At 70.9% G+C, this 25,896-nt stretch carries 25 protein-coding genes; 13 read left to right on the top strand and 12 right to left on the bottom strand.

Annotation, left to right across the window (positions count from 1 at the left end):
• A partial coding sequence (locus tag H0523_RS26890) for a GntR family transcriptional regulator (RefSeq protein WP_180180203.1) occupies nt 1-288 on the bottom strand: 288 nt, incomplete at its 3' end.
• 157 nt (nt 289-445) lie between these two features.
• Between H0523_RS26890 and H0523_RS26885 the strand changes: the two genes are divergently transcribed.
• From H0523_RS26885 to H0523_RS26875, 3 genes are all read left to right on the top strand, one after another.
• A complete protein-coding gene (locus H0523_RS26885; RefSeq protein ID WP_054428769.1) occupies nt 446-1,174 on the top strand; it encodes a sulfite exporter TauE/SafE family protein in 729 nt (242 codons plus the stop codon).
• 110 nt (nt 1,175-1,284) lie between these two features.
• Entirely contained in the window at nt 1,285-2,154 is an 870-nt protein-coding gene (locus H0523_RS26880; RefSeq protein ID WP_054428770.1) for a glycosyltransferase family protein, read from the top strand.
• Nucleotides 2,155-2,210: 56 nt separating this feature from the next.
• Nucleotides 2,211-2,927: a hypothetical protein gene (locus H0523_RS26875; RefSeq protein ID WP_054428771.1), complete on the top strand. Its 717-nt coding sequence runs from the start codon at nt 2,211-2,213 to the stop codon at nt 2,925-2,927.
• A 24-nt stretch (nt 2,928-2,951) separates the two neighbouring features.
• Here H0523_RS26875 and H0523_RS26870 read toward each other — a convergent pair whose 3' ends face one another.
• Entirely contained in the window at nt 2,952-4,115 is a 1,164-nt protein-coding gene (locus tag H0523_RS26870) for an FAD-dependent oxidoreductase (RefSeq protein WP_054428772.1), read from the bottom strand.
• A 105-nt stretch (nt 4,116-4,220) separates the two neighbouring features.
• On the opposite strand from H0523_RS26870, the gene H0523_RS26865 reads away from it, so the two are divergent.
• The gene (locus H0523_RS26865) at nt 4,221-4,628 is read left to right on the top strand and encodes a MarR family winged helix-turn-helix transcriptional regulator (protein ID WP_054490878.1); all 408 of its coding nucleotides are present in this window, start codon (nt 4,221-4,223) and stop codon (nt 4,626-4,628) included.
• Here the strand turns inward: H0523_RS26865 and H0523_RS26860 are convergent.
• The 4 genes from H0523_RS26860 to H0523_RS26845 all read right to left on the bottom strand — a co-directional run bounded on the left by H0523_RS26860 (nt 4,619) and on the right by H0523_RS26845 (nt 8,076).
• The gene (locus tag H0523_RS26860) at nt 4,619-5,017 is read right to left on the bottom strand and encodes a PRC-barrel domain-containing protein (RefSeq protein WP_054428774.1); all 399 of its coding nucleotides are present in this window, start codon (nt 5,015-5,017) and stop codon (nt 4,619-4,621) included. The genes H0523_RS26865 and H0523_RS26860 overlap by 10 nt on opposite strands.
• Before the next feature lie 64 nt (nt 5,018-5,081).
• The gene (locus H0523_RS26855) at nt 5,082-5,387 is read right to left on the bottom strand and encodes an ElaB/YgaM/YqjD family protein (RefSeq protein WP_054428775.1); all 306 of its coding nucleotides are present in this window, start codon (nt 5,385-5,387) and stop codon (nt 5,082-5,084) included.
• A gap of 93 nt (nt 5,388-5,480) precedes the next feature.
• Nucleotides 5,481-7,250, bottom strand: a complete 1,770-nt coding sequence (locus tag H0523_RS26850; RefSeq protein WP_054428776.1) for a thiamine pyrophosphate-requiring protein — start codon at nt 7,248-7,250, stop codon at nt 5,481-5,483.
• A gap of 226 nt (nt 7,251-7,476) precedes the next feature.
• Nucleotides 7,477-8,076 (bottom strand): TetR/AcrR family transcriptional regulator, encoded by a 600-nt coding sequence (locus H0523_RS26845; protein WP_054476424.1) that lies wholly within the window; start codon nt 8,074-8,076, stop codon nt 7,477-7,479.
• 165 nt (nt 8,077-8,241) lie between these two features.
• On the opposite strand from H0523_RS26845, the gene H0523_RS26840 reads away from it, so the two are divergent.
• Genes H0523_RS26840 through H0523_RS26830 form a run of 3 tightly spaced genes read left to right on the top strand, consistent with a single transcriptional unit; the run spans nt 8,242 to nt 11,174 of the window.
• Complete coding sequence (locus H0523_RS26840; RefSeq protein ID WP_054428778.1) at nt 8,242-9,297, top strand: sugar phosphate isomerase/epimerase family protein; 1,056 nt, start codon at nt 8,242-8,244, stop codon at nt 9,295-9,297.
• 47 nt (nt 9,298-9,344) lie between these two features.
• Nucleotides 9,345-10,229, top strand: a complete 885-nt coding sequence (locus tag H0523_RS26835; RefSeq protein WP_054428779.1) for an alpha/beta fold hydrolase — start codon at nt 9,345-9,347, stop codon at nt 10,227-10,229.
• A gap of 3 nt (nt 10,230-10,232) precedes the next feature.
• Nucleotides 10,233-11,174 carry an alpha/beta hydrolase gene (locus H0523_RS26830; protein ID WP_054428780.1) on the top strand — a complete coding sequence of 314 codons (942 nt, stop codon included), beginning with the start codon at nt 10,233-10,235 and terminating at the stop codon, nt 11,172-11,174.
• A 26-nt stretch (nt 11,175-11,200) separates the two neighbouring features.
• Here H0523_RS26830 and H0523_RS26825 read toward each other — a convergent pair whose 3' ends face one another.
• Nucleotides 11,201-11,680, bottom strand: a complete 480-nt coding sequence (locus tag H0523_RS26825; protein WP_054429246.1) for a VOC family protein — start codon at nt 11,678-11,680, stop codon at nt 11,201-11,203.
• Nucleotides 11,681-11,940: 260 nt separating this feature from the next.
• Between H0523_RS26825 and H0523_RS26820 the strand changes: the two genes are divergently transcribed.
• On the top strand, nt 11,941-12,585 hold the full coding sequence (locus tag H0523_RS26820; RefSeq protein ID WP_054428781.1) for a hypothetical protein: 645 nt from the start codon (nt 11,941-11,943) through the stop codon (nt 12,583-12,585).
• Complete coding sequence (locus H0523_RS26815; protein WP_231689729.1) at nt 12,578-13,684, top strand: hypothetical protein; 1,107 nt, start codon at nt 12,578-12,580, stop codon at nt 13,682-13,684. The genes H0523_RS26820 and H0523_RS26815 overlap by 8 nt, the downstream gene beginning before the upstream one ends.
• Before the next feature lie 18 nt (nt 13,685-13,702).
• Here H0523_RS26815 and dmeF read toward each other — a convergent pair whose 3' ends face one another.
• The 3 genes from dmeF to H0523_RS26800 form a co-directional block, all read right to left on the bottom strand.
• Nucleotides 13,703-14,722 (bottom strand): CDF family Co(II)/Ni(II) efflux transporter DmeF, encoded by a 1,020-nt coding sequence (gene dmeF / locus H0523_RS26810; RefSeq protein WP_054428782.1) that lies wholly within the window; start codon nt 14,720-14,722, stop codon nt 13,703-13,705.
• Between the two features lie 54 nt (nt 14,723-14,776).
• The gene (locus H0523_RS26805) at nt 14,777-15,049 is read right to left on the bottom strand and encodes a metal/formaldehyde-sensitive transcriptional repressor (protein WP_054428783.1); all 273 of its coding nucleotides are present in this window, start codon (nt 15,047-15,049) and stop codon (nt 14,777-14,779) included.
• Nucleotides 15,050-15,152: 103 nt separating this feature from the next.
• Nucleotides 15,153-16,076, bottom strand: a complete 924-nt coding sequence (locus tag H0523_RS26800; RefSeq protein ID WP_156333593.1) for a helix-turn-helix transcriptional regulator — start codon at nt 16,074-16,076, stop codon at nt 15,153-15,155.
• Between the two features lie 157 nt (nt 16,077-16,233).
• Here H0523_RS26800 and H0523_RS26795 point away from each other — a divergent pair, with 157 nt between their 5' ends.
• From H0523_RS26795 to H0523_RS26780, 4 genes are read left to right on the top strand one after another with little or no spacing between them, the layout of a single operon-like run.
• Nucleotides 16,234-18,330 (top strand): TonB-dependent receptor, encoded by a 2,097-nt coding sequence (locus H0523_RS26795; RefSeq protein WP_231689728.1) that lies wholly within the window; start codon nt 16,234-16,236, stop codon nt 18,328-18,330.
• 14 nt (nt 18,331-18,344) lie between these two features.
• Nucleotides 18,345-19,532, top strand: coding sequence for an MFS transporter (locus tag H0523_RS26790; RefSeq protein WP_054428786.1), 1,188 nt, complete (start codon nt 18,345-18,347; stop codon nt 19,530-19,532).
• Nucleotides 19,533-19,549: 17 nt separating this feature from the next.
• Entirely contained in the window at nt 19,550-21,265 is a 1,716-nt protein-coding gene (locus H0523_RS26785; RefSeq protein WP_054428787.1) for an ABC transporter ATP-binding protein, read from the top strand.
• The gene (locus H0523_RS26780) at nt 21,262-23,004 is read left to right on the top strand and encodes an ABC transporter ATP-binding protein (RefSeq protein ID WP_054428788.1); all 1,743 of its coding nucleotides are present in this window, start codon (nt 21,262-21,264) and stop codon (nt 23,002-23,004) included. The genes H0523_RS26785 and H0523_RS26780 overlap by 4 nt, the downstream gene beginning before the upstream one ends.
• Before the next feature lie 38 nt (nt 23,005-23,042).
• On the opposite strand, the gene pdeM is transcribed toward H0523_RS26780, so the two are convergent.
• Together pdeM and H0523_RS26770 are read right to left on the bottom strand one after the other, a co-directional pair.
• Complete coding sequence (gene pdeM / locus H0523_RS26775; protein WP_054428789.1) at nt 23,043-23,705, bottom strand: ligase-associated DNA damage response endonuclease PdeM; 663 nt, start codon at nt 23,703-23,705, stop codon at nt 23,043-23,045.
• On the bottom strand, nt 23,689-25,896 hold a 2,208-nt coding region (locus H0523_RS26770; protein ID WP_180180202.1), incomplete at its 5' end, for a ligase-associated DNA damage response DEXH box helicase. The genes pdeM and H0523_RS26770, both read right to left, overlap by 17 nt.

Here is a 25,896-nt window from a genome sequence, read left to right as displayed (position 1 = left end):
CGGCGCGTCGGGCGCCCCCGCCAGCGGCCGCGGCTGCCGCGCCGCGACCCGGGTGCCGGAGCCGCGCGCCGTCTCGATATAGCCCTCCGCGCGCAGGCGGTCGTAGGCCTGCACCACGGTCGACCGGGCGATCCGCAGCGCCAGCGCCAGGGCGCGGGTCGACGGCAGTTTTTCGCCGGCGCCGAGCCGGCCCGCCAGCACGCGTTCACGAATGGCCCGGCACAGCTGCCCTTCGAGATCGCCCTGGGGCCGGTCCAGCACCAGCCAGGTGACGGCGGCGGATGTCATGGCGGAATGCGCGGAACGGGTCTGCCGGAATTTTAGTGGCATCGGCGCCCGCCGCTCCGTCCCCGCGCCGCACTGGTAGGGCGGACATCGGCAAAGCGGACGGTTGCGGCGGCGCGGGTCGGCGCTACAAATATGGCCCGCTCCCTCACCGCTTGCCATGTCCTACGACCCTATCCTCATCACCGGCGGCGCCCTGGCCGGCGGCCTGGTTTCCGGCCTGACCGGCTTCGGCACCGGCCTGACGGCCCTGCCGGTCTGGCTGCTGGCGCTGCCGCCCGCGCTGGCCTCGCCGCTGGTCATCCTCTGTTCGGTGGTCTCGCAGTTGCAAACGCTGCCCGCGATCTGGCACGCCATCGACCTGCGCCGGACCGCGCCCTTCGTCGTCGGCGGCCTGCTGGGCGTGCCGGCCGGCGTCGCCGCCCTGCCCTATGTGTCGCCGCGGCTGTTCCAGGGCGGACTGGGCCTGCTGCTGATGACGCTGTGCACCGTGCTGCTGCTGAACGGCCACTACCGCCTGCCGCGCGCCAGCCGCCTGGCCGATGGCCTGGTGGGCCTGGGCGGCGGCCTGCTGGGCGGCGTCGCCGGGCTGTCCGGCCCGCTGCCCACGCTGTGGGCCGGACTGCAGGGCTGGAGCAAGGACGAGCGGCGCGCGGTGTTCCAGTCCTTCAACCTGTCGATCCTGGCGGTGGCGCTGGCGTCGCAGGCGGTGTCGGGCTATCTCACCGCCGAGGTCGTGTCGCTGGCCTGGCGCGCGCTGCCCGGCACGCTCATCGGCGCCTGGCTCGGCCGGCGCCTGTACCACCGCGTCAACGCCGAGGTCTTCAACCGCATCGTGCTGCTGGTGTTGCTGATTGCCGGCATCAACATGCTGATCCGGGTGTTCTGAGGCGAAAACCCGCTTTTCGCGGACAACTCCGTCTACAATTCAGGAATAATTCAGGTTCGCCGGAGACCGAGGACCGGCGCGCCACCATTGCCTGGGATGACGGAGACACCATGCGAGACCCCATCAGGATCTTTGTCGGTTGCGACCCCAACGATTGCGATCTCGAACAGATGATGGTGCTGGACTACAGCGCCCGCAAGCACGCCTCGCGCCCGGTCGAGATCACCTGGATGCGCCTGTCGCGCGACCCCGCCAGCCCCTGGTACTGCGATCCGGCGCGCGGCCGCGGCTGGCGCACCGAGAAATGGTCGACGCCGTTCTCGGCCTTCCGCTGGGCCGTGCCGGCCGCCGCCGGCTTCCAGGGCCGCGCCCTGTACATGGACGCCGACATGCTGGTGCTGTGCGACCTGGCCGAGATCTGGGACCTGCCGCTGGACGGCGGGGCCATCGTCGCCGGCCGCCGCGATGGCGACGGCTGGCGCTCCTGCGTGGCGCTGTGGGACTGCGCCGGCGCCCGCGCCCATCTGCCCACGCTCGAAGCCCTGCGCGCCAAGCGCCACGCCAATCGCGAGATGAAGCATTACTTCGCCGAACGGCCGCGGCTGGTCCAGCACCTGGATGCCCGCTACAACAGCATCGATGGCGAAAACCTGGCGCGCGACGAGATCGGCATTCTGCACTATTCCGACATGGGCACGCAGTTCTCGCACCGCTACGCGATGCCGCGCCTGCGCGCCGAGGGCCGCCAGCACTGGTTCGACGGCGAGGTGGTGACGCACGCGCGCGCCGACCTGGCCGAGCTGTTCGAGCGCTACTACCAGGAAGCCCTGGCGGCCGGCCATTCCCCCTGCGACTACCGCAACGACGCGCCATTCGGCGACGTGGTCAAGGCGTCGCAGAAGGACTACACCGGCAACCGGCCGCGGCCGGCGCGGCGCTCGTGGGTGCAGCGGCTGTGGGCGGGGGCCCTGGGCGGCTGAACCGGAGCGGGTTTGGGCCCTGGGTTTGGGCTCTGGGTTTGAGCTCTAATAGGGCCATGTCCACCGCTCCCCTCGTTTCGTATTTCTGGCGCGGCGACGCGCTGCGCAGCCGCGGCGTCGGCGCCGCCGTGCGCACCGCCACGCTGGCCCTGCCCGCGCCGCCGGCGCGCCTGGTCGCCGACTGGGCGCGGGAGATCGACACCCGGCTCGAACTCGAACCCGGCGACGTCGAGCAGATGCCGCTGGCGCGCACCATGACGCGCTGGCCCGAATACAGCGCCTGCGTGCGGGCCATGCGCGACTGGAGCGCCGCGCTCGGGCTGGGCGACGTGCTGGCCGACAGCGACATCGCGCTGATGGCCTGCCGCGGCGCTCGCTACCATCACGACGGCGACCAGTATGGCGGCGCGGCCTTCTGCAATCTGTTCCTGAGCGAGGACAAGGGCCTGGACCTGGTTTTCGCCCAGAGCGGCCAGCGCATCGCGCTGACCCGGGGCACCGCGGTGCTGTTCGACACCTGCCAGCCGCATGGCGTGGTGCCGCGCGGCGCCAGCGCGTTCCGCGAAAGCGACTTCGCGCCGGGCCCGGACCTGTCGCAACTGTTCCTGACCTGGGAACTGCCCATCGAGGATCCGCGCGTGGCCGCCGCCCTGGGCGTCGCCTTCGACACCGATCCGGCCGGCGCCGCGCGGCTCGACGACGAGCAGGTGCGGCGCGGCGACGCGCGCCTGGCCGTGCGGCCCGGCTGCGGCGGCTGGGAAGCGGCTGGCTGACGGCCGGGGCGGTCTTTGCCCTTCCTAACCCGCGCGAGTACCCGCTCCGCCATCACGCGCATGCGTCTCCAGCTGTTGCCGCAAGGCCCGCGCGCCGTGGTCGCCGAACATCTCGTCGAGCGCCTCGATGCAGTGCGGCGCGATGGCCGCGGCGCGATCCAGCATCGATGCCTCGCCGCGCCGCTGGGCCGCGCGCCAGTCGTCGTCGCTGACCAGCGCGTCGGCCAGCTCCGCCGCGTCCAACATCGCCAGGTTCACGCCCACCCCCAATGGCGGCATCACGTGCGCCGCGTCGCCGATCACGGTCAGCCCCGCGCGATGCGGCCAGCGCGTGCCCGCCGGCAGCGACACGATGGGCCGCACCGCCGCGATCCGGTCGGCCCCGGCGATCAGCGCCAGCAATGACGGCGACCAGCCCGCGAAGCGCGCCAGCAGCGCGTCCTTGCCGATGTCGGCCATGCCGGGGGCCGCCCGGCCATCGCCCGGGTCGCCGGTGCGCAACGCCGCGTAGACGCGCAAGGTCGCGTTGCCGTTGCGCTGCGCCACGATGCCGTCGCCGCCATGCAGCGCGAACAGCGTGCCGTGCCCGACCCGCCCGGCCGCCTCGGGATGGCGGCGGTCCACATCGTGCAGCCACAGCTCCACGAACGTGACGCCGCGATACACCGGCCGCGCGGGCGTGAGCGCCGCGCGCACCCGCGACCAGGCGCCGTCCGCGCCGATCACCAGATCGTAGGGGCCCTGCTCGCCGCCGGCGCAGCGCAAGCCAAAGCGCCCGTCGGGGCGCTCGATGACCGCGTCCAACCGCTGCCCCCAGCGCACCGTGCCGGCGGCCAGCGGTTGCAGCAGCAGCTGGCGCAGCGCCAGGCGATCGATCTCGGGCCGATCGCCGGCGCCCGGCGCCGGAATCTCCTCGCGCAGCACCGCCCCGGTGGCGTGATCCACCAGCCGCGTTTCCTGGTCTTCGTGCCGGGCGATCGCCATGAATGCGTCCAGCAGCCCGGCCCGCGCCAACGCCCGCTGGCCTTCATCGGGATGCAGGTCGAGCGAGCCGCCCTGGTCGCGCGCGTCGACCGCGGCATCGGCCTCGAACACGTCGGCGCGCCAGCCGTGGCGCTGCAGGATATTGGCGGCGGTCAGGCCGGCCGGGCCGGCGCCGATGATGGCGATGGTGGGGACTTGCGGCATGACGGCCTTTCCCTTAAGTTAATAGGTGCCTATGTATATTACATAGGCGCCTATCAACTTAAAAGAGGACGTATGGCGACTCCCCCCGACTGGCAGCCCCGGCGAATGCCGACCCTGCTCATCAACCGCTACGCCCGCCTGATGGCGCGCCGGGTCGACGACGGACTGCGGGACATCGGCATCAGCGCCTCGCAGTTGCCGGTACTGGTCGCGCTCAAGGACGGCGGCCGGCTGACGCAGAAGGAACTGGCCGAGGCCTGCGACGTGGAACAGCCCAGCATGGCCCAGTTGCTCACCCGCATGGAGCGCGACGGCCTGGTGCGGCGCGAGCCGTCACCCACCGATGGCCGCAGCAGCCTGATATCCCTGACGGCCGCGGCCCATCGCAAGCTGGAGCCGGGCCGCGCCGTCCTGCGCCGGATCGACGAGCAGGCCTGCGCGATCCTGACGCCGGCCGAGCGCGAAGCGCTGGCCGGCATGCTGCTGCGGCTGCTGGAAGACGCCTACCAGTAGACGTCCTGGTTGTAGTACTTGTGCAGGTCCCGCGCCCAAGTCTCGTCGGCCATGCTCGGCCAGTTGTCCTTGTCGAACCCGGGCGCGTTCTTGAGCGTCTCCTTGTCGACGTTGAGCACGAAGCACTTGCGGTCGGTATCCAGCGTCAGCGCGTTCCAGGGAATGGCGAACAGCTTTTCTCCCATGCCCAGCACGCCGCCGCGCGCCAGCACCGCATAGGCCACCCGGCCGCGCGGCACGTCGATCATGATGGCCTTGACGTCCCCCAGGCTCTCGCCCGCGGCGTTGTAGACGTCATTGCCTTCCAGGGTATTGGCGGCCATGACTTCCGGCCCGGGTCCGAGCGCCTTGGCTTTCGGACCGCCGACGATATTCGATTGGTGTTCCATGATGTCGCTCCTGCGCGGTTGCCCGCGGCATGTTTTGCAATGAAGGAATGGTTCAACGCGTTGATCAGCGGCGGCGGGACTCCGCCATCAGGCAGATGCCGGCCAGCGCGCCCACCAGCACGGCGCTGGCGATGGTCTTCCAGGCGTGCTCGTGTACATAGTCATCGGTGGCTGCCGATACCTCCCTGGCCCGCCGCCATGTGTGCCGGCCTCTGACGCGGGCCTCGGCGCGCGCCGCGTCGAGCTGGTGCTTGAGGCGATCACGCGCCGCCTCGATCTCTGCGCCGCCGTAGCTGGCGGTGCTGCGCAGCAGGTTTTCGGTTCCCGATACCAAATCACGCAGCGTGTCGCTGCCGTTCTGTGTAGCCATGACCTCTCCTTGAAAAGAATGCCTGCCAGGCGCCGGCCGGGACCGGGCCGGAACGCCGGACGAAGGTCACTTAGCAAGCGGCGTGCCGCCCCCTCAACCGGCCCACCACTGCTTGAGCGTCGCGCGCAGCGCCGCGGCGCCGGCGCCGCCGGTTTCCTTGCGCAGCGCCGCCATGTAGGCGCGCGCCTGCTTGAGCGACACGTGCGGCGGCAACGGCGGCATTTCCGGGTCGGTCACCACTTCCAGCACCGCCGGCCGCCCCGCCGCCAACGCCTGGTCCCAAGCGGGCCCGACCTGCTCCGGCGCCGTCACCCGGATGCCCTCCAGGCCCAGCAGGCGGCCATAGTCGGCATAGGAGAATTCGGGCAACCACTGCGAGTCGCCAAAGCGCGGGTCACCACCCATGACCCGCTGCTCCCATGTCACCAGATTGAGATCGCCGTTGTTGAGCACCAACACCACCAGCGTCGGATCGGCCCATTCCTGCCAACGGTGCGCAATCGTGATGAGCTCGTTGATGCCCAGCATCTGCATGGCGCCGTCCCCCACCAGCGCGATCACCGGACGGCCGGGATGGGCCAGCTTGGCCGCCACCGCGTACGGCACGCCGCAACCCATGCTCGCCAGGCCGCCCGACACCGAACCCATCATGCCTTCGCGCAACTGGACGTCGCGCGCATACCAGTTGGCCGCCGAACCGGAGTCGCAGGTCACGATGCAATCCGGCGGCAGTCGATCCGACAATTCCAGAAAGGGCAGTTGCGGATTGACGGGGTTGGCCGCGACCCGGGCGCGCGCCTGGACGGTTTCACGCCAGCGTCGCACCCGCTTTTCGATGTGCCCGCGCCACTCGCCGGCCCCCTTGGGCTGGAGCATGGGCAGCAATGCCTCGAGCGTCAGCCGCGCGTCGCCCACCAGGCCGACCTCCGCCGGATAGCGCAGGCTCAGCTGGCGCCCGTCCAGGTCGATCTGCACGCAGCGCGCCTGTCCCTCGCGCGGCAGGAATTCGGCGTACGGGAACGACGTGCCCACCATCAGCAGCGTGTCGCATTCGTTCATCATCTCCCAACTGGGCTGGGTGCCGAGCAGGCCGATGGCGCCGGTGACATAGGGCAAGGCATCCGGCAGCACCGCCTTGCCCAGCAGCGCCTTGGCCACGCCCGCGCCCAGGCGTTCGGCCACCGCCCGGACTTCGTTGCCTGCCGCCAGCGCCCCGGCGCCCACCAGCATCGCCACCCGCTCGCCGCGGTTGAGAATGTCGGCGGCGTTCGCCAGCGCGGTCTGCGGCGGCACCGTGGCGTGCGACGTGACGCCGATCCCGGTATGCACGGTGCCGTGCTCGCGCGGCGGTTCGGGGACGGCCTCGAGATCCTGCACATCGTTCGGAAAGATCAGGCAGGTGACGCTGCGCCGCTCCATGGCGATGCGCATGGCGCGGTCGATCATGTGCCGCGCCTGCAATGGCGATGTGACCATATGCACGAAATCGTGCGCCACATCCTTGAACAGGTTGGCCAGGTCCACCTCCTGCTGGTAGTCGCCGCCCAGCGCGCTGCGGGCCTGCTGGCCCACGATCGCCACGACCGGCTGATGGTCCATCTTGGCGTCATACAGGCCATTGAGCAGGTGGATCGCGCCGGGTCCGGAGGTGGCCAGGCAGACCCCGACCTGTCCGGTGAACTTGGCGTGGGCGCACGCCATGAAAGCCGCGCCCTCCTCGTGCCGGGCCTGCACGAATTCCAGCGCCGCGTTGCGGCCGAAGGCGCCGATCAGTCCATTGATACCGTCCCCCGGATAGCCATAGATGCGTTGCACGCCCCACTGGCCGAGACGGTCCAGCACGAAGTCGGATACGGTTTGCACGGGTTTCTCCTTGCGGTTGCGGTGACGCCATCTCCCGCCTGCGCAATTACCGTTCCCTGCCCCCCTGCCCCCGGCGCGAGGGCAGCGGGCACGCATCCCATGGCATCCCTTACAAGGACCGGCAATAACCGCCCCCGGGCCGGGCAACTACAACCCGGCCGTCCATGACGCCCCGCGTAACGTGCTGGCGCGGATGCGCGACACGTTGCAGGCCAGCCGGAAACAATCAGCCCGCGCGCATGGCCGCCGCCAGCGGCGCCAGCGCCGGCCCGACCAGCGCCTGCAGCCGGGCCTTGGAGACGCCGTCTCGCGCCTGCACCGACAGGCCGTGCAGCAGCGCGGCGTAGAAGTCGCCCAAGGCCTGCACGTCGGTGCCGGGCTCGAGCGCGCCGTCGCGTTGCGCGGCGTCGAGACGATCGATGATGGATTGCGTGCGCGCCTTGCGGTGCGAGGACAGCCAGCGCATCACGGCTTCGTTGTCGGCGGCGTAGTTGGTGGCGGCGCTGACCACCATGCAGCCCTGCGGCCGGCCGCGGCGGGTGTAGGTCGACACGGCTTCGAGCAGCATCTTCTCGACGGCTTCGCGCACATCCGGCGACTGCAGGGCGTGTTCGGCGAAGGCGCCGTCGCCCGACTCATAGCGTTCCACCGCCTCGCGGAACAGGCCTTCCTTGGAGCCGAAGGCCGCATACAGGCGCGCCGAGGCCAGCCCGGTGGCGGCCACCAGATCGGCCATCGACGTGCCCTCGTAACCGTGCTGCCAGAAGGCCAGCATCGCTTGCTGCAATGCGAGGTCGCGGTCGAATTCCCTGGGTCTGCCTGCCATGTGCCATGCCTGATGAGTTGCGTGTTTTCGTAGTGTAGCGCCGCGCCGCGCCGGTCACGCCGACGCGCCTGCGCTTGCGTCGCGCGCCGGTTTCGGTCTATTCTTTGTCGTTCGACAAACAATTGACGCAAGCCGGTATCCGGCAAACGAAAGGCAGACCACAGCATGAAAACCCTCAAAGGCCCCAGCCTCCACCTGGCGCAATTCAGCGACACCGCCGCGCCGTTCAACAGCCTGCCCGCCATCGCCGAATGGGCGGCGGGCCTGGGCTTCAAGGCCCTGCAGGTGCCGGCCTGGGACGCGCGCCTGTTCGACGTGGCGCTGGCCGCGTCGAGCCAGGATTACTGCGACGAGATCACCGGCATGCTGGCCGGCCATGGCCTGGTCATCAGCGAGCTGACCACCCACATCTTCGGCCAGCTGCTGGCGGTGCATCCGGCCTATGAAGCGATGTTCGACACCTTCGCGCCGGCCGCGGTGCGCGGCAATGCGCCGGCCCGCACCCAGTGGGCGCACGAACAGCTGCTGCTGGCCGCGCAGGCCTCGCGCCGCCTGGGCCTGAGCGACATGGGCACGTTCTCGGGATCGTTCGCCTGGCCCTATCTGTTCCCGTTCCCGCAACGGCCGGCCGGCCTGATCGAGACCGCGTTCGACGAACTGGCGCGGCGTTGGCGCCCGGTGCTGGACGCCTGCGACGAGCAGGGCGTGAACCTGTGCTACGAGATCCACCCGAGCGAAGACCTGCACGACGGCGTCACGTTCGAGATGTTCCACGAGCGCGTCGGCCATCACGCCCGCTGCGCCATCCTGTTCGACCCCAGCCACTTCGTGCTGCAGCAGCTGAACTACCTGGACTATCTCGACATCTACAAGGACCACATCCGCATGTTCCATGTGAAGGATGCCGAGTTCAATCCGAGCGGACGCCAGGGCATCTACGGCGGCTACCAGTCGTGGGTCGACCGCGCCGGCCGCTTCCGCTCGCTGGGCGACGGCCAGGTCGACTTCAAGGCCATCTTCTCCAAGCTGGCGCACCACGACTACCCGGGCTGGGCCACGCTGGAATGGGAATGCTGCCTGAAGGACCAGGAAGCCGGCGCGCGCGAAGGCGCCGCCTTCATCAAGCAGCACATCATTCCCGTGACCGGCAAGATCTTCGACGACTTCGCCGGCGCCGCCATCGACCAGCGCCAGATCAACGCGCTGCTGGGCATCGCCTGAACGCGCACACACGTCCCCCGACTCACCCGACAAAACACCCTGAATCCATGACACATCCCCACGACGCCTACCTGCCGCCCGGCGCGGATTTCTCGCACCGCTATGTGATGGTGAACGGCGCGCGCCTGCATTGCGCCATCGCCGGCACGGGCACGCCGGTGCTGCTCATCCCCGGCTGGCCGCAGACCTGGCTCACCTGGCGCCACGTGATGCACGCGCTCGCCAGCCAGGGCTATCAGGCCATCGCGGTCGATCCGCCCGGCACCGGCGATTCGGATCGACCGCTGGGCGGCTACGACACCGGCGCGATCGCCGCCACCCTGCATCAGCTGATGGCACAGCTCGGCCACGCCCGCTACCAGGTGGTCGGCCATGACATCGGCATGTGGGTCGCCTATGCGCTGGCCAGCGATTTCCCCGGCGTGGTCACCCGCCTGGCGCTGACCGAAGCGGTGATCCCCGGCCTGGCGCCCGAGCCCACCCTCTTCGCGCCGGCCGAGGACAACATCTTCCTGTGGCATTTCATGTTCAACCGCCTGCCCGACCTGCCCGAGGCGCTGATCGCGGGCCGTGAACAGGCCTACCTGACGTACATGTTCGACAAGTGGTCGCACCGCCGCGACCGCGTCGCCGCCCAGGCCTACATCGACGCCTACGCCGCGCCGGGCGGATTGCGCGCCGGCTTCGCCTACTACCGCGCCATTCCCGAGACCGTGCGCCAGAACGGCGAGCGCGCCCGCGCGCCGTTGCCCATGCCGGTGCTGGCCATCGGCGCCGAGCACGCCACCCGCGACGCGCCGCTGCTCACCATGCAGCGCAACGCGCTCGACGTGCGCGGCGCCATCATTGCCGACTGCGGCCATTTCGTAACGGAGGAGTGTCCCGAGGAGTTCCTCGCGCACCTGCTGCCGTTCCTGTCGCGGGAGGGCTGAGGCATGGCCCTGGATCCACACATCGACGCCTATCTGCGGCGCCTGTCATCGGCCGCCGCGCCGCTGGACCTGCAGGCGCAGCGCGCCGCTACCGAAGCTGGCCTGCGCGCCTTGCAGGGGCCGCTGGAACCGGTGGCCGCCATCGAGACCCACACCGTGCCCGGCCATGGCGGCCATCCGCTGCGGGTGCGCGCCTACACGCCGCACGGCGCCGCGCCCGGCGCGGTGTTGCCGGCGCTGGTGTACGCGCATGGCGGCGGCTGGTTCCAGTGCTCGCTGGAGGTCTACGACAACCCCTGCCGCGCGCTGGCCAACGCCACTGGCTGCAAGGTGCTGTCGGTCGACTATCGCCTGGCGCCGGAGAGCAAGTTTCCGATTCCGCTGGAGGATGTCTACGCGGCGCTGACCTGGGTCGCGGCCCATGCCGGGATGCTGGGGATCGACCCCGCCCGCATCGCCATCGGCGGCGACAGCGCCGGCGGCAACCTGGCGGCGGCCGCGGCCATCATGGCGCGCGACCGCGGCGGTCCGCCGATCGCGCACCAGCTGCTGTGCTATCCGGTGGTGGACCACGCGTTCTCCACCGCCTCGTACCAGGCGTATGGGCAGAACCTCTTCCTGACGGAAGCCGTGATGCGCTACTGCTGGTTCACTTACCTGGTCAATGAACGCGATGGCGCCTCGCCGTATGCCTCGCCGCTGCGCGCCGAGCTGGCCGGCCTGCCGCCAGCGACGCTGCTGATCTGCGAATACGATCCGCTGCGCGACGAGGGGCTGGCCTACGCCGAACGGCTGCGGCAGGCGGGCGTGGCGGCGCGCGACGAGGTGCTGCCGGGCATGGTGCATGCGTGCATCCACATGCTGGGCCTCACGCCCGACGCCCGCCGCCTGTTCGACCTGGCGGGCGCGGCGCTGCGCGAGGCGTTCGGGCTGCCGGCGGATTGAACGCCACCGGGCGCGGATGCGCGTTGTCAGCCGCGCACCGCCGCCTCGATGCCGGCGACGTCGATCTTGCCCATCTGCATCATGGCCTCGAAGGCGCGCCTGGCGGCGGCGCGGTCCGGCAACACCAGCGCCTCGGTCAGCACCCGCGGCGTGATCTGCCAGGACAGGCCCCAGCGGTCCTGGCACCAGCCGCACACGTTTTCCTGGCCGCCGTTGCCGACGATCGCGTTCCACAGGCGATCGGTCTCCGCCTGGTCGTCGGTGGCGACCTGGAACGAGAAGGCCTGGTTGTGCAGGATGCCGGGGCCGCCGTTCAGGCCGAGACAGGGAATGCCGGCCACCGTGAACTCCACGGTCAGAACATCGCCCTCGCGCCCCGACGGATAGTCGGCGGGCGCATGCATCACGCGGCCCACGGCGCTGTCGGGAAAGGTCTGCGCGTAGAACCGCGCCGCGTCCAGCGCGTCGCGGTCGTACCAGAGGCAAATCGTATTCTTGCTGATCATCATCGGTCTCCTGCGATGAGAAGCGAAACGCGAAACGAAACACGCAACGCGCGAACCCGACACGCGCCCGCGAGGTCCGCGCCCCGCGCACTGAAGAATGCTGCCCGGTCGAGCATAACGCCGGCTCCGGCGCGCAGACGTTACGAAGCGTTGGCGAATCTCCCCGCGCCCAGCCGCGGCGATCCTCCCCCGGGGTGACAGACCGTCGCCGCTCTGCGCATAATCCCGGGCATCCCGTCCTCCCCCAGGAGTCCACCGGCATGTCTTCCCCCTCGCTGGCATCGACGCGTCTCGCCGTCCTTCGCATGCGCTACGCACTTTGCTGCGCCGCGGCACTGCTGTGGCTGGCCTGCGCGGCCCCCGCCCAGGCCTTCGACCGCCAGGCCCAGACGCAGCGCTATCAGCAATGGCTGGCCGATTTCGAGCGCGACCTGCGCCAGCTGGCCGCCGTGCCCAACCCCACCGACGCCGACGTCGAGCGCATCTTCGCCGACACCGTGGTGCCGTCATCGCGCGCGGTGACCTTCGTGCGCCAATTGGCCGCGCAGCCGGCCGGCACGGTGTCGGGGGAGATTGCCTACCAGGGCCGGGCGCGCCTGCTGCTCGGCCTGTTGCGGCAATCGGTGGTGGCGGGCGACGGCGGCCCCTACACCGACACGCCGCCGGGCAAGGCGCCGCTGCAGTTGCGCGCCTGGTATCTGCATATCGACGGCGGCGGCCAACTGGAGCGCCATTTCAACGATCCCGACGCCTACAAGCCCTATCGCCTGCCGCCCGACGGCAAGCTCGAGCGCGACGCCTACCCCTTCCTGGTGTTCGACGACGGCCCGCGCCTGCGGCTGGGCGCCATGGCGCGGGAATACTGGAACGTGGTGCGCTTCCTGGATGGGCTGCAACATGGCTGACGCGACGATGCCCCGCCGCTGGCCGCGCCGTCTCGGCGCCGCGCTGCTGGCCGCGGCCCCCACGCTGGGCTGGGCCGCCTGCGCCCCCATCGACACCCCTTTCGGCGCCGAGCCGGCGGCCGTGGCGTTGCGCCCCCAGCCGCTGGCGCTGGCGCTGGACGGCCCGCGCGTCTTGCTGGGCCTGCATGGCGAACGCGTGCAGGCCGACACCCGGCTGATCAGCGTGGCCGAGGACGGCGACCTCACGCCGCGCCTCTGGACCGACGCGGTGGACTGGCGCGTCTACGCCAGCCGCGCCGGCGAGCCCGGCGCGACCGTGTTGCAGCGGGATGCCGACGGCCGGCTGTGCCGCATCGATCGCTACCGGCAGGTGCGCGGACGCCAGGTCGAGGATGGCGGCTACCGGCTCGCCTACGATGCCCAGGGCCGGCTGGCGGCCTACGCCGAATTCACGTCGGCGCGCAGTAAGCGCGCGCTGCAGCAGGCTTGCGTCAGCCGTGACGGCCAAGGCCGCGTCACGGCCGTGTTCCTGGACGATTGCGGCGGCGCGCCGTCGCGGCCGGTGTACTACGTGCGCGATGATGCCGGCGCCCTGCTGCGCATCATCGACCTGCGCGCCGGCCCGCTCGGCGCGCTGGTGCATCGCCTGAATGCCGATGGCACGACGCGCGTGGTCTACCGGTCGCGTCCCGATCCCGATAGGGACGGCGCGATGATCGCCTATGCCCTGCCGTCCAACCCGCAGGACCGGATTCTGCCGGTGGCGCCCGGCGCGTCGCCGATCGTCATCACCGAGATCCCCGACGAGCCCTGGCGCGTGGTGCGCGTGCCGGCCGACACGGTCGAGGGCGACGGCCTGCCGTCGTGGGATCCCAAGGTGCAGACCGTGCTGCTCAAGGGGCTCAGCAATGCCCAGGGCCGGGTCGTGCTGGACCCGCGGCAGATCGCGCCGTTCCACCGCGCCTTGCGCGAGACGCCGGAGCGGGTGTTCCTGTATGTGCACGACATGACCCGCTTCCTGCCCGTCACGGCGCTGGATGCCAAGGCCTGGGGCCGCTGCGTCGATCCGGCCCGGCGCGACGCCGGCGCCTGCGACTGAGCGCGCGGGCCGTCTCGTTCAGGGACTGGCCTGCGTCTCGACCGTCAGGTGCGACAGACCGGCGATATGCGCCAGCTTGGCCTTGTAGAACGCGCTGTCGCGCGGATGGCGCGTGACCAGCGACACGATCGCGGCATAGTGGCCCGGACCGACCTGCCACACATGCAGGTCGGCGATCTCGCCGTCGCCGGCATCCAGGGCCTGTTCGATGTCGCGCCGCATTTTTCCGCTCTGCGGCGCGGCGTCGAGCAGAACGGTGCCGGAATCGCGGATCAGGCCCCACGACCAGCGCGCGATGACCAGCGCGCCGACCACCCCCATCGCCGGATCCGCCCATAGCCAGCCGTAGCTGCGGCCCGCCAGCAGGGCCGCGATGGCGAGCACCGAGGTCAGGGCATCGGCCAGCACGTGGACGTAGGCCGAGCGCAGATTGTTGTCGTGGCTGCGTTGCGGGTGCGCGTGAGCCGCGGCCGGCGCGTGGGCGCGGGACGGGCTGGCGTGAGAATGCGCGTGGTCATGATCATGGTCATGGTCATGGCCGTGGTCATGATCGTGGTCATGCCCATGGCCGCCATGCCCATGCGCGTGGCCATGGTCGTCCTTCAGCAGCCAGGCCGACACCAGGTTGACCACCAGCCCCGCCGCGGCGATGGCGATGGCCTCGTCGAAGCGGATGGGCACCGGATCGACCAGCCGCGCCAGGCTGTCCCAGCCGATGATCAGGGCGATCAGGGCCAGCACGATGGCGCTGGCGAACCCCGCCAGTTCGCCCAGCTTGCCGGTGCCGAAGGTGAAGCGCGGATTGCGGGCCTGGCGGCGCGCGTAGCCGTAGGCCAGCGCGGTGATCAGCATGGCGCCGGCATGGGTCGACATGTGCCAGCCATCGGCCACCAGGGCCATCGACCCGTAGAGATTGCCGGCGATGATCTCGACGACCATCATGCCCGCCGTCAGGGCAATGACCCACCATACCCGGCGCTCGTTGCGCCGGTGGTCCTGGCCGAGGAAGACGTGGTCATGGGTCAAGGGGGTATTCATGGGATTGCTCCTGCTCGCGGGGCCATGAACCGGCGGCCCCCTGCCGGCGGGCCGCTATTTCATGTAGGCCCGGATCACGTCCATCATTTCCCGCGCCGCCTCGACCCGCTCGGCCTCGGACGGCGCGTGCACGACGTGCTCGTCCAGGTGGCCCTGCATGACTTCCGCCGTCAGGCCGCTGAGCGCGCCGCGGGCCGAGGCCAGCTGGCGCAACACTTCGCCGCAGGCCGATTCGGCTTCGAGCGCGCGCTCCAGGCCGTCGAGCTGGCCACGGATGCGGCGCACGCGGGCGATGAGTTTTTCCTTCTGGCGGATGGTGTGGGCCATGGTCGGTGCGCGGAAAATATAATGTAGGGGACTATATTATATGACCCCGACCCGGGGGCCTGATGTCCCTGGCGTCGTCCGGGAAAATCGGACGCCAGAGCGGTTAACCGCCGCGTCGCAGGGCCGACGGGTTGACGCCGAACTGCTTGCGGAACGCCGCCGAGAAGTGGCTGGGGTTGCTGTAACCGAGGTCGGCGGCCACGTGCGCCACCGACAGCCGCCCGCGCAGCAGTTCGGTGCGCGCCTGCTGCATGCGTTCGTGCTGAAAGCAGTCGTAGATGCTGCGGCCATAGTGGCGGCGGAACGCGCGCGCCAGCGTCGGCACGCTGACGCCCGCCTCGCGCGCCAGCGCCTCCAGGCTGGGCGCGCGGCTCAGGTCGGCCAGCAGATGCTCGTGCACCCGCGCCATGCGGCGTTGCATGGCCACCGGCAGGCCGGCCAGGGGCCGGCCGCAGGACTCGAGGAACAGGCCCACCAGCAACAGCGACTGGGCCTGCAGCCACAACCCATGGCGGCTGGCCGCGCCCTCGCCGGCCAGGCCCTGCGCCAGCTGATGCGCGGTGCCGCGCAGCTCGGCGCCGCCATGGCCGTGCAGGAAGCAGGCCGCCGACGCCAGGCCGCTGGCCAGGTCGCCTTCGAGGTCGTGGCTCCAGCGCTGGAGCACGTCGGGCCTGACCATCACGGTGACATTGTCCAGGCAGCCTTCCTGGCAGTAGTGGCCGCGCCGGCCCGGGCCGTAGCTGATGGTGCCGGTGCCCTCGCGCACCGCGAATTCGCGGCCGCCTTCCCAGCCGTCGAAATGGCAGGCCGCGCGCCCGTCCATGCGGCTGTTGAAGCTGAAATGGACGTAGTCGCTGTCGTCCTGGAGGGGAAGGTCGATGGCTTCGCGCAGGGCGCTGCGCCAGTAGACCAGCTCGGCGCCGTCCTGCAGCGGCATGCGGGTGATGCGGCAGACGCTGCCCGGGCCCAGGCGCAGCACCGAAGTGTCCATCACGACACGGGAAAGCGGGATCAGGCTGGAACTCATGGGACACGCACCAGGCAGAGTTGATCCGATTCGGGCGGGGATGATCGGATTCGGGTAGCAATACAAATGTAAATCATTATCATCCATTCGTATCAAGCCCGCAATCGCGGTCCGGCCAACCGCGCTTGCCCCAACACCCTACTTCCAGAAGGCCCCCATGCGACTCCCTTCCCTGCCAGCGCTTTCCCTGTCCACGCTGGCAATGTCCATCGCCCTGCCCGCCCAGGCGCAATCCGCCGCGGATGCCGCCACCCTGCCCGCCGTCACCGTGCATGCGCGCGGCACGGATGAAGACGCCAAGGACCTGCCCTACACAGTCGAGGTCATGGACGGCATCACGCTGGAACAGCGCCGCCTGCTGAACGTGGAGCAGGTGCTGCGCGCCACGCCCGGCGTCAACGTCAATTCCTCGGGCGGCGCCAACGTGTCCACCATCTACATCCGCGGCGTCGGCGCGCTCTATCCCATGAGCATGGACGACAGCTCGGTGGCGCTGAACGTCGACGGCAGCCCGCTGTCGACGCGCAACATTTCCATCGGCACGCTCGACGTCGACCAGATCGAGGTGCTCAAGGGCCCGCAGGGCACGCTGTTCGGCGGCATGGGCGAGGCCGGCGCGGTCAACCTGACCACGCGCCGCCCGACCCGCGAATGGGAAGGCTATGCCCGCGCCGAATACGGACAGGACCGCCAGTTCCTGACCGAGGCCGCGGTCGGCGGCCCGCTCACCGACAAGCTGGCCGGCCGCTTCGCCATCCGCGCCGGCGGCTCGGACCACTGGATCGAGAATGCCCGCACCGACCAGCCGCTGTCCAAGCCGCGCGATCTGGCGTTCCGCGGCAGCCTGCTATGGGACCTGACCACCCGCACCAGCGCGCTGGTGTCGGCCGAACGCCACCAGATCCGCCACCTGGGCGAACAGCTGGTGCTGATGCCCTACGGCCGGCCGCCCACGGTGGACATGGATCCGTCGCTGCTGGACGACGCCAAGAAGACCGTCGAGCGCTACACGCTGCAGCTGGACCACCGCTTCGACCGTGCCCGCCTCACGGCCATCTCGGCCTACACCGACAGCTACAACATCGGCCCGGTGGTCTACGACCGCCGGCTGCAGAACGCCATGGGCCGCGGCAACAGCGAGTTCTGGAACGTCGACGAAGCGCGCGAGCGCGTGTTCACGCAGGACCTGCGGCTGGCCTCGCTGGCGGAGAGCGACCTGTTCTGGGTCACGGGCCTGTCGTACTCGCATGCCAAGCGCTCGTACGACACGCCGCGCAACACCTACGGCGACGCCAGCGCCAAGTACCGCGACTTCGATACCGACCGCTACGGCGTCTACGGCGAGATGACCGTGCCGCTGGCGAGCCAATGGAAGCTGACCACCGGCCTGCGCCAGTCGTGGGTGCGCAAGACCTACGACGGCAAGTACCACGGCGGCGGCATGGTCACCACCGACCACCGCGAGCTCGACGACAGCTTCACCACCGGCCGCATCGCGCTGGCCTATGCGCTGACGCCCACCACCACGCTGTACGGCAGCTATGGCCGCGGCTACAACCCCGGCGGCTTCAACGACTATGCCGCGCAGCCGCTGGACAGCGAGCCGTACAAGGCCGCCAAGACCAACTCCTACGAGATCGGCTTCAAGTACCTGAGCGCCGACGGGCGCTATGGCCTGAACGGCGCCGTGTACCTGAACCAGGTGCGCAACAACCACCTGCTGTCGTATGACTCGGCCACCTTCGCCGTCAACGCGCTCAACGCCGACACCCGCAGCAAGGGCGCCGAACTGCAAGGCACGGTGCAGCTGGACAACGGCCTGGGATTGACCGCCGGCCTGAGCTACATCGACGCCAAGATCACCACCGCCGTCAACGGCATCGGCGACGGCGACGTCAAGGCCGGCAACCGCGTGCCCGACGTCTCGCGCTGGGGCGGCACGCTGGGCGTGACCTATCGCCACGCCATGCCGGCAATGCTGGCGATGTCGGCGCCGGTCTTCAACGCCCGCGTCGACTACCAGTACGTCGGCAAGCGCGCCGCCGATCCGCAGAACCACTTCGACCTGGGCAGCTACCAGTTGCTGAACGCGCGCCTGGGCGTGGCCAACGGCCGCGCCGAGTACTACGTGTGGGGCAGCAACCTGCTGAACCGGCAGTACGACCTGTACGGCTACTTCGCGCCGCCGTCGGTGGCCTATGGCGCGCCGGCCCGCGGCCGCACGCTCGGGGTCGGCGTTTCCTATACCTATTGATCCGGAGCCCTCCGATGCAGTCCCGCCGTACCTGGACCCTGCTGGCCAGCCTCTACAGCACCCAGTTCCTGGGGCTGATGTTCTTCGTCGTCGCCATGGTGGCCATCCTGCGCGAGGCGGGCGCCAGCCTGGACACCATCGGCCTGATCTACCTGCTGGGCATGACCTGGCCGCTCAAGGCGCTGTGGGCGCCTTGGATCGACCGCCACGCCACCGGGCTGCGCGGCCACTACCGCGGCTGGCTGCTGCTGACCCAGGCCGGCATGGTGCTGTGCCTGGCGGTCATCGGCATGCTGGACCTGCGCGCGGACTTCGCCGCGATCTACCTGCTGTGCCTGGCGACGGCGCTGCTGTCGTGCACCCAGGACATCGCGCTCGACGGCCTGGCCTGCCGCCTGCTCGGCGCCGCCGAGCGCGGCCTGGGCAACGGCCTGCAGATCGCGGCGGGCCTGATCGGCAACCTGGTCGGCGGCGGCGTGATGCTGATGCTGTACCCGACGCTGGGCTGGCAGGGCTGCTGCCTGGTGCTGGCGGCGCTCACGTCGGTGTCGTGGCTGCAGCTGCTGGGCTACCGCGAGCCCGACTGGCCGCGCGCCGCCGGACCGGTCAGCCACCGCCGGCTGTTCACTTTCTGGCGCGGCGCGGCGCGCAAGCGCTGGCTGCTGTTGCTGGTGCTGTACCCGGCCGCCAGCTCGCTGGCGTACGCCGTCATCATGCCGGCGCTGATCGACAGCGGCTGGACGCTGGACGGCATCGGCCTGGTGGTCAACGTGGTGGGTTCGGTGGCCGGGCTGGCCACCGCGCTGGCGTACGGCCGGCTGCTGCGGCGCATGGCGCGCCCGCGCGCGATGCGGGTGGCGGCGGTGCTGCAGCTGCTGGGCATCGCCGGCCTGGCCTGGCCGGCGCTGGGCTGGGGGCCGCCGGCCGCCGCCGGCGCGCTGGTGGTGCTGTACTTCCTGCTGTACACCCCGGCCGCCACCGTGCTGGCCACCCTGATGATGGATCACGCTTCGCCGGAGAGCCCGGCCACCGACTACACGGTGCAGGCCAGCCTGAGCCATTTCCTCTCGATGGGGCTGTCTTCGGTGGGCGCGATGCTGGCCGGCCGCATCGGCTACGGCGGCGTGATCGCCACCTCCGTGGCGCTGGCCGCGCTCGCGCTGGTCGCCGCCGTGCGCTGGACGCCGCGGGAGGCCGCATGAACACCCCGTGGCAAATCATGCGGCCGGTGCGCGGCCGCATCCGCTTCGCGATGGCGCTGGCGGTGGCCGGCGTGCTGGCGAGCCTGGCGTCGCTGGCCTGCCTGGCGATGGCGCTGGACGGCCTGCTGCACGCGCCCGGCCGCTATCCCTGGCCCGCGTTCGCCGGCGCGCTGGCGTGCACGCTGCTGGCCTGCTTCCTGCGCCTGCAAGCCTTCAACCAATCGCACTATGCGGCCTTCCGCCTGGAAGTGACGTTGCGCAGCGACCTGGTGGCGCACCTGGCGCGGCTGTCGTTCGGCGATCTGCAGGCGCTGGGCGGCAGCGCCCTGGCCAAGGTGGCGCAGAACGACGTGCAGGCGCTGCACGCCTTCGTCGCCGACAGCACGCCGCTGTATGCGCGCGCCTATGCCATGCCGCTGTTCAGCGCCGCGCTGCTGTTCGCGCTGGACTGGCGCCTGGCGCTGGCCTGCGTCGGCGTGCTGGCCTTCGGCGCGCTGGTGATGGCGCTGGCGATGCGCGGGCGCGAGGTCATGACGCGGCGCTATCACCAGGCGCGCGAGCAGGTCAACGCCGCCGTCATCGAATACGTGCAGGCGATGCCGGTGGTGCGCACCTTCGACACCGGCCAGACCACCTTCGGCCGCTATCACCGCGCCCTGGAACGCTACCTGGCCATGCTGACCGACTGGTACCGCGACGCCAGCTTCAGCGCGCGTTTCGCCATTGCGCTGCTCGGCCCGCTGCCGACGCTGGCGGTGCTGCTGTGGCTGGGCGGCTGGTGGACCGCGCACGGCCAGCTCGACTTCGCCTTCTGGCTGGCGGCGCTGCTGTTCGGCATGGGCATGGCCGAGGCCATGTTCCCGATGATGTCGCTGGCGCACATGGTCGACCAGGCCAAGCTGAGCATCGCCCGCATCCAGCAACTGATGGCGATCGAGCCGCTGGCGCCGGCGCGTGCACCCGACCGGCGTCCGGCCGATGGCGCCGTGCGCTTCGAGGATGTGGACTTCGGCTACGGCGGCAAGCCCGCCCTGCATGACCTGAGTTTCACCGCGCACCCGGGCCAGGTGACGGCGCTGGTGGGCCGCTCCGGCGCCGGCAAGAGCACGGTGGCGCGGCTGATCGCCCGCTTCTGGGACGTCGACGGCGGCCGCGTGTGCGTGGGCGGCGTCGACGTGCGCGACATGGACCGCGACACTCTGTTCCAGCACGTGGCGTTCGTGTTCCAGGACAACTTCCTGTTTTCCGGCAGCGTGGCCGACAACATCGCCATGGGCCGCCCCGATGCCAGCCGCGCCGAGATCGAGGCCGCCGCCCGCGCCGCGCAGGCGCACGATTTCATCCAGGCGCTGCCCGACGGCTACGACACCGCGTTGCGCGAAGGCGGCAAGGACCTGTCCGGCGGCCAGCGCCAGCGCCTGACCATCGCCCGGGCCATCCTGATGGACCGTCCGATCCTGGTGTTGGACGAACCCACCGCGGCCACCGATCCCGAGAACGAGCGCGCGGTCAACGCGGCGCTGGCCGAACTGATGCGCGGACGCACCGTGATCGTGGTGGCGCATCGCCTGCCCAGCGTCCGCCACGCCGACCAGATCCTGGTGCTGGAGCGCGGCCGGCTGGCCGAATCCGGCACGCATGACAGCCTGCTGGCGGCCGACGGCCTGTACGCCCAATTGTGGAACAACCATCAACGCGCCCGTCTCTGGACCCTGGGCGAACCGCAATCATGACCACACGCCCCGCTTCCTGGCGCGAGACCTATCTCCGCCTCATGCGCAGCGCCGGCGGCCAGGCGCGCCGCCTGCGCGCCAGCCTGCTGCAACTGGCGCTGGCCGCCGTATTCCAGGGCCTGGCCCTGGCCTGCGTCGCGCCGCTGTTTCTCCATGTCGCCCATGGCGACCCGTGGCCGGCCGCGGCCGCCTGGCTCGCGGCCTTGTCCGGACTGGCCCTGGCCGCGACCGCGCTGCGCTGGCGCGCGCAGGGCTTCGACTACGGCGGCCACATGGCCCGCGCCACCCACGAACTGCGCGTGCGGCTGGGCGAGCAGCTGCGCCGCATGCCGCTCGAAACGCTGCAGGCGCAACGCACCGGCGGCATCGCCGCCAAGCTGCTGGGCGGCGTCGACGAACAGATGAATTACGCGCTGACCGTGATCAACCTGATCCTGGGCGCCATCATCACCCCGGCGGTGGCGGCGCTGGCGTTGCTGGCGCTGGACTGGCGCATCGGCGTGGCCCTGCTGCTGGTGTTTCCGCTGATCATTCCGCTGTACCGCTGGCGCCGTCCGGCGCTGGACCGCGGCGCCCGCGACACCGGCCGGGCCAACGAGGCGCTGAACGCCGAGCTGCTGGAATACATGCAGGGCCTGCCGGTTTGCCTGGCGACCGGCCGCGCGGGCGCCGCCAACGAACGGCTGCGCCAGGGCTTCGAACAGCTGGAACGCCTGCAGCGCCAGGCGCATCGCCGCGGCGCCAAGCCGACGCTGATGGTGGTGACCCTGGTCGAAGCGGGCCTGCTGGCGATCCTGGCTTGCGGCGCACTTTGGGTAACGCAGGGCAGCCTGGATCCGGCGCTGCTGGCCGCGGTGCTGGTGCTGGTGGTGCGCTTTGCCGAGCCGCTGGCGATGTTCGTGTCGTTCACCGCCATCTTCGCCCTGATCGAGGCGGCGCTGGCGCGCGTCGAGGAGGTGCTGGCGGTGGCGCCGCTGCCGCAGTGGCCGGCGCAGGGCGCGCCCTCGCCCCAGGACGGCATCCGCATCGAACAATTGGATTTCCAGTACGCGGCCGGCAGCGCGCCGGCCCTGCGCGGCATCGACCTGGACCTGCCCGCGCGCGGCCTGACGGCGCTGGTGGGGCCGTCAGGATCGGGCAAGACCACGCTCACCCGCCTCCTGATGCGCCATGCCGACCCGCAGCGCGGCGCGGTGCGGATCGGCGGCGTCGATATCCGCAGCCTGTCGCCCGCCGACCTCAACCGGCTGGTGTCGACCGTGTTCCAGGACGTGCACCTGTTCGACGACACGGTGCTCTCCAACATCGGCATGGCCCGGCCCGAGGCCAGCGAGGCCGAGATCCGCGCCGCCGCCCGCGCGGCGCATTGCCTGGATCTCATCGAGCGCCTGCCGCAAGGCTGGCAGACGCGGCTCGGTGAAGCCGGCGGCACGCTGTCCGGCGGCGAGCGCCAGCGGCTGTCGATCGCCCGCGCGATCCTGAAGAACGCGCCGATCCTGATCCTGGACGAACCCACCGCCGCGCTCGACACCGAAAGCGAACTGGCGGTGCAGGCGGCGATCGACGCGCTGGTGCCCGACCGCAGCGTCATCGTCATTGCCCATCGGCTGTCCACCATCGTGGCCGCGGACCGCATCCTGGTGTTCGAGGAGGGCCGCATCACGCAGCGCGGCACGCACGCGCAGTTGCTGGCCACGGCCGGCCGCTATCGCCAGATGTGGCGAGCGCAGCAGGGCTAGCGGGCGCCCGCCTCCCGCGCGGTCCCGGACCCGGCCCGTCAACGCGGGCGCCCGCCAACCTCGATCGCGACGCCTTCGACGCAGGCGACGATGCGCCCGTCATCGCCGCTGGCGGGATGGCCGCCGGTGAAGTCCGAGAACGCCGGCAGGATCGCAAGGCCAGGGCGTAGCCAGAACGCCGGCCAACTGCGCGGCACGCCGCGCACGGACGTCTTCGGATGCACGTGGCCCGCGATGACGTGCAGGCCGGCTGGGGACGCCCGCGGAACATGGCTGAACAGGAACGGGCCGTCGATGCAGGTCTCGCCAAGCTGCCGCACGCCAAACGCCGGACCGTCCAGGGCGCGGTCATGATTGCCCGCCAGCACGGCGATCTCCAGTGCGGCCCGGTCCCGCCGCCACGCCATCCACGTGTCGCGCCACCCCGCCTGCCCGGCGGGTCCGTGCAACAGGTCGCCCACGATCCACAGCTCGCGGGCGGCGGTGCGCGCGATCACCTCCGCCAGGCGGTCCAGGTCGCCGCGCGTGGCGCCGCTGGGCACCGCGATGCCCGCGCGCCGGAACACATGGCTCTTGCCCAGGTGCAGGTCGGCGATGATCAGGCGCGATCGCGCGGGCCAGAACAGCGCCCGCGTCCCCAGCAGCCACATCGGCTCGTCGCCCAACAGCGTCTGCAACGCGCCCTCAGGCAACGCGTTCATAGCGCTTCTCCAGTTGCTGCGCGGCACGCCTGACGCGCGCCTGCCAGGTCTCGGTGCTGAGTTGCCCGCGCATGCTTTCGGTCCACAGCGGGAACGACAAGGGCGTCAGCGCGCGCGGCTCGCACAGGGCCAGCTCGCGCCGCTGGCAGTCGTGCAATGCCGCCAGCAGGCGCGGCGCCTCCAGTTGCAGCTCGAAGACCTCTCGCTCCGCTTGCGCCAGCAGCAGGTGGTCAGGGTCGTAGCGGCGCAGGACGTCGTAGAGCAGGCCGCTGGACGCCTGCACCTGGCGCAGCGAACGCGCCGCCTGGCCGGGCAGCGACGGCGTCAACAGGCCCGCCACGCGCGCGATCTCGCGGAACTGCCGACGCGCCATCTCGCCCAGGTTGACGCCATCGCGCAGGTCCTCGGCCATGTTGGCGGGGCTGAGCAGCTGGCGCAACAGCGCGTCGTCCAGCGCGGCCGGCTCGGCCAGCGTCAGCATCAGCCCGTAGTCGTTGACGGTGTAGGAAATCGTGTTGGTCTGCCGGCGGCCCCAGCGCAGCGCGATCATTGCCGCGATGCCTTCGTGCACGGCGCGGCCGGCGAACGGAAACAGGAACAGATGCATGCCGCGCCGCGTGCCGATGCGTTCTGCCACCAGCCGCCCCCGATCCGGCAATGCGCTGGCCTGCGCCTGGATCCGCAGCAGCGGCGCGACCGCGCGCATCTCCGGATGCGCGCCGGGGTGCGAATACAGGCTCTCCACTTCGCTGGCCAGCTGCGTCGACAAGGGCATGCGGCCGCCCTGCCAGGTTGCGACCGGGCCATCGCCGCCCTTGGCGCGGCGCACGTAGGCGACCATGCCTTCCAGCCGCACCAACTCCAGTGTGCGGCCGGCGAACTGGAAGCGGTCGCCACGCCGCAGGCGCGCCAGAAAGCCTTCTTCCACCGAGCCCAGGCTGCCCCCGCGCAGGTACTTGACGGCCACGGCGCCGTCGGCGGTGATGGTGCCGATGGACAGGCGATGGCGGAACGCGACGCGCCGGTCGTGCACGCGATAGCGGCCGTCGTCGTCGCGCACGACCCGTTGATAATCCGGATACTTGGCCAGCGCGCGGCCGCCCTGCACGATGAAGTCCAGCACCGCCTGCCAGGTCGCGCGATCGAGCCCGGCATAGGCGTGCGTGCCGCGCACTTCCTGGTACAGCGCGTTGGCGTCGAAGCCGCCGCCGAGCGCCAGCGTGACGGCGTGCTGGGCCAGCACGTCCAGGCTGCCGACCGGCGGCGGCCGGGATTCGATCTCGCCGCGCGCGATGGCCTGCCGGGCGGCGGCGTACTCGATCAGTTCGAGCGCCTGCGCCGGCACGCACACCACGTTGCCGGACTCGCCCGGCCGGTGCCGGGCGCGGCCTGCGCGTTGCAACAGGCGCGCCACGCCCTTGGGGCTGCCGATCTGCAACACCTGGTCCACCGCCGGAAAATCCACGCCCAGGTCCAGGCTGGAGGTGGCCACCACGCAGCGCACCGCGCCGTCGCGCAGGCCCTGCTCCACCGCCGCGCGCAGCTTGGGATCGAGCGAACCGTGGTGCAGCGCCAGGGTGCCCGGCGCCTCCGGCCAGATCGATTCGAGCGCGCGATGCCAGAGCTCGGCCTGCGCGCGGGTGTTGGTGAACAGCAGTGTCGCGCGCACGTCGAACAGGCGCTTGAAGACCCGTTCCAGCTGCGACAGCCCCAGGTGCCCCGCCCACGGCAGGGCGCGGCTGCGTTCGGGCAACAAGGTCGATATCTGGATCCTGCGCGGCCGCGCGCCCGCCACCAGCGCGCTGTCGGGCGCGTGCGGCAGCAGCACGGCGCGGGCCTGGTCCAGGTTGCCCAGCGTGGCCGACAGGCCCCAGGTGCGCGCGCCGGGCGACAAGCAGCGCAGGCGCGCCAGGCATAGCTGCAGCAGCACGCCGCGCTTGTTGCCCAGCAGCTCGTGCCATTCGTCCACCACGATGCCGCGCAGGGCGCGAAAGCGCTGCGACGCATCGGCGTAGGACAGCAACAGCGCCAGGGACTCGGGCGTGATGACCAGCACGTCCGCCTTGCCCTGCCGCGCCAGGCGCTTGTCGCGCGCGCTGGCGTCGCCGGTGCGCAGCGCCACCGTCCAGGCCAGGCCCAGGTCGGCCGCCGTCTGCGCCAGGGCGCGCGTGGTGTCGGCGGCCAGCGCCCG

Source organism: Achromobacter insuavis (assembly GCF_902859645.1).
Classification (GTDB): domain Bacteria; phylum Pseudomonadota; class Gammaproteobacteria; order Burkholderiales; family Burkholderiaceae_B; genus Achromobacter; species Achromobacter insuavis.
The sequence above is the reverse complement of the archived record's forward strand: the minus strand, read 5'-3'. Positions and strand labels throughout refer to the sequence as shown.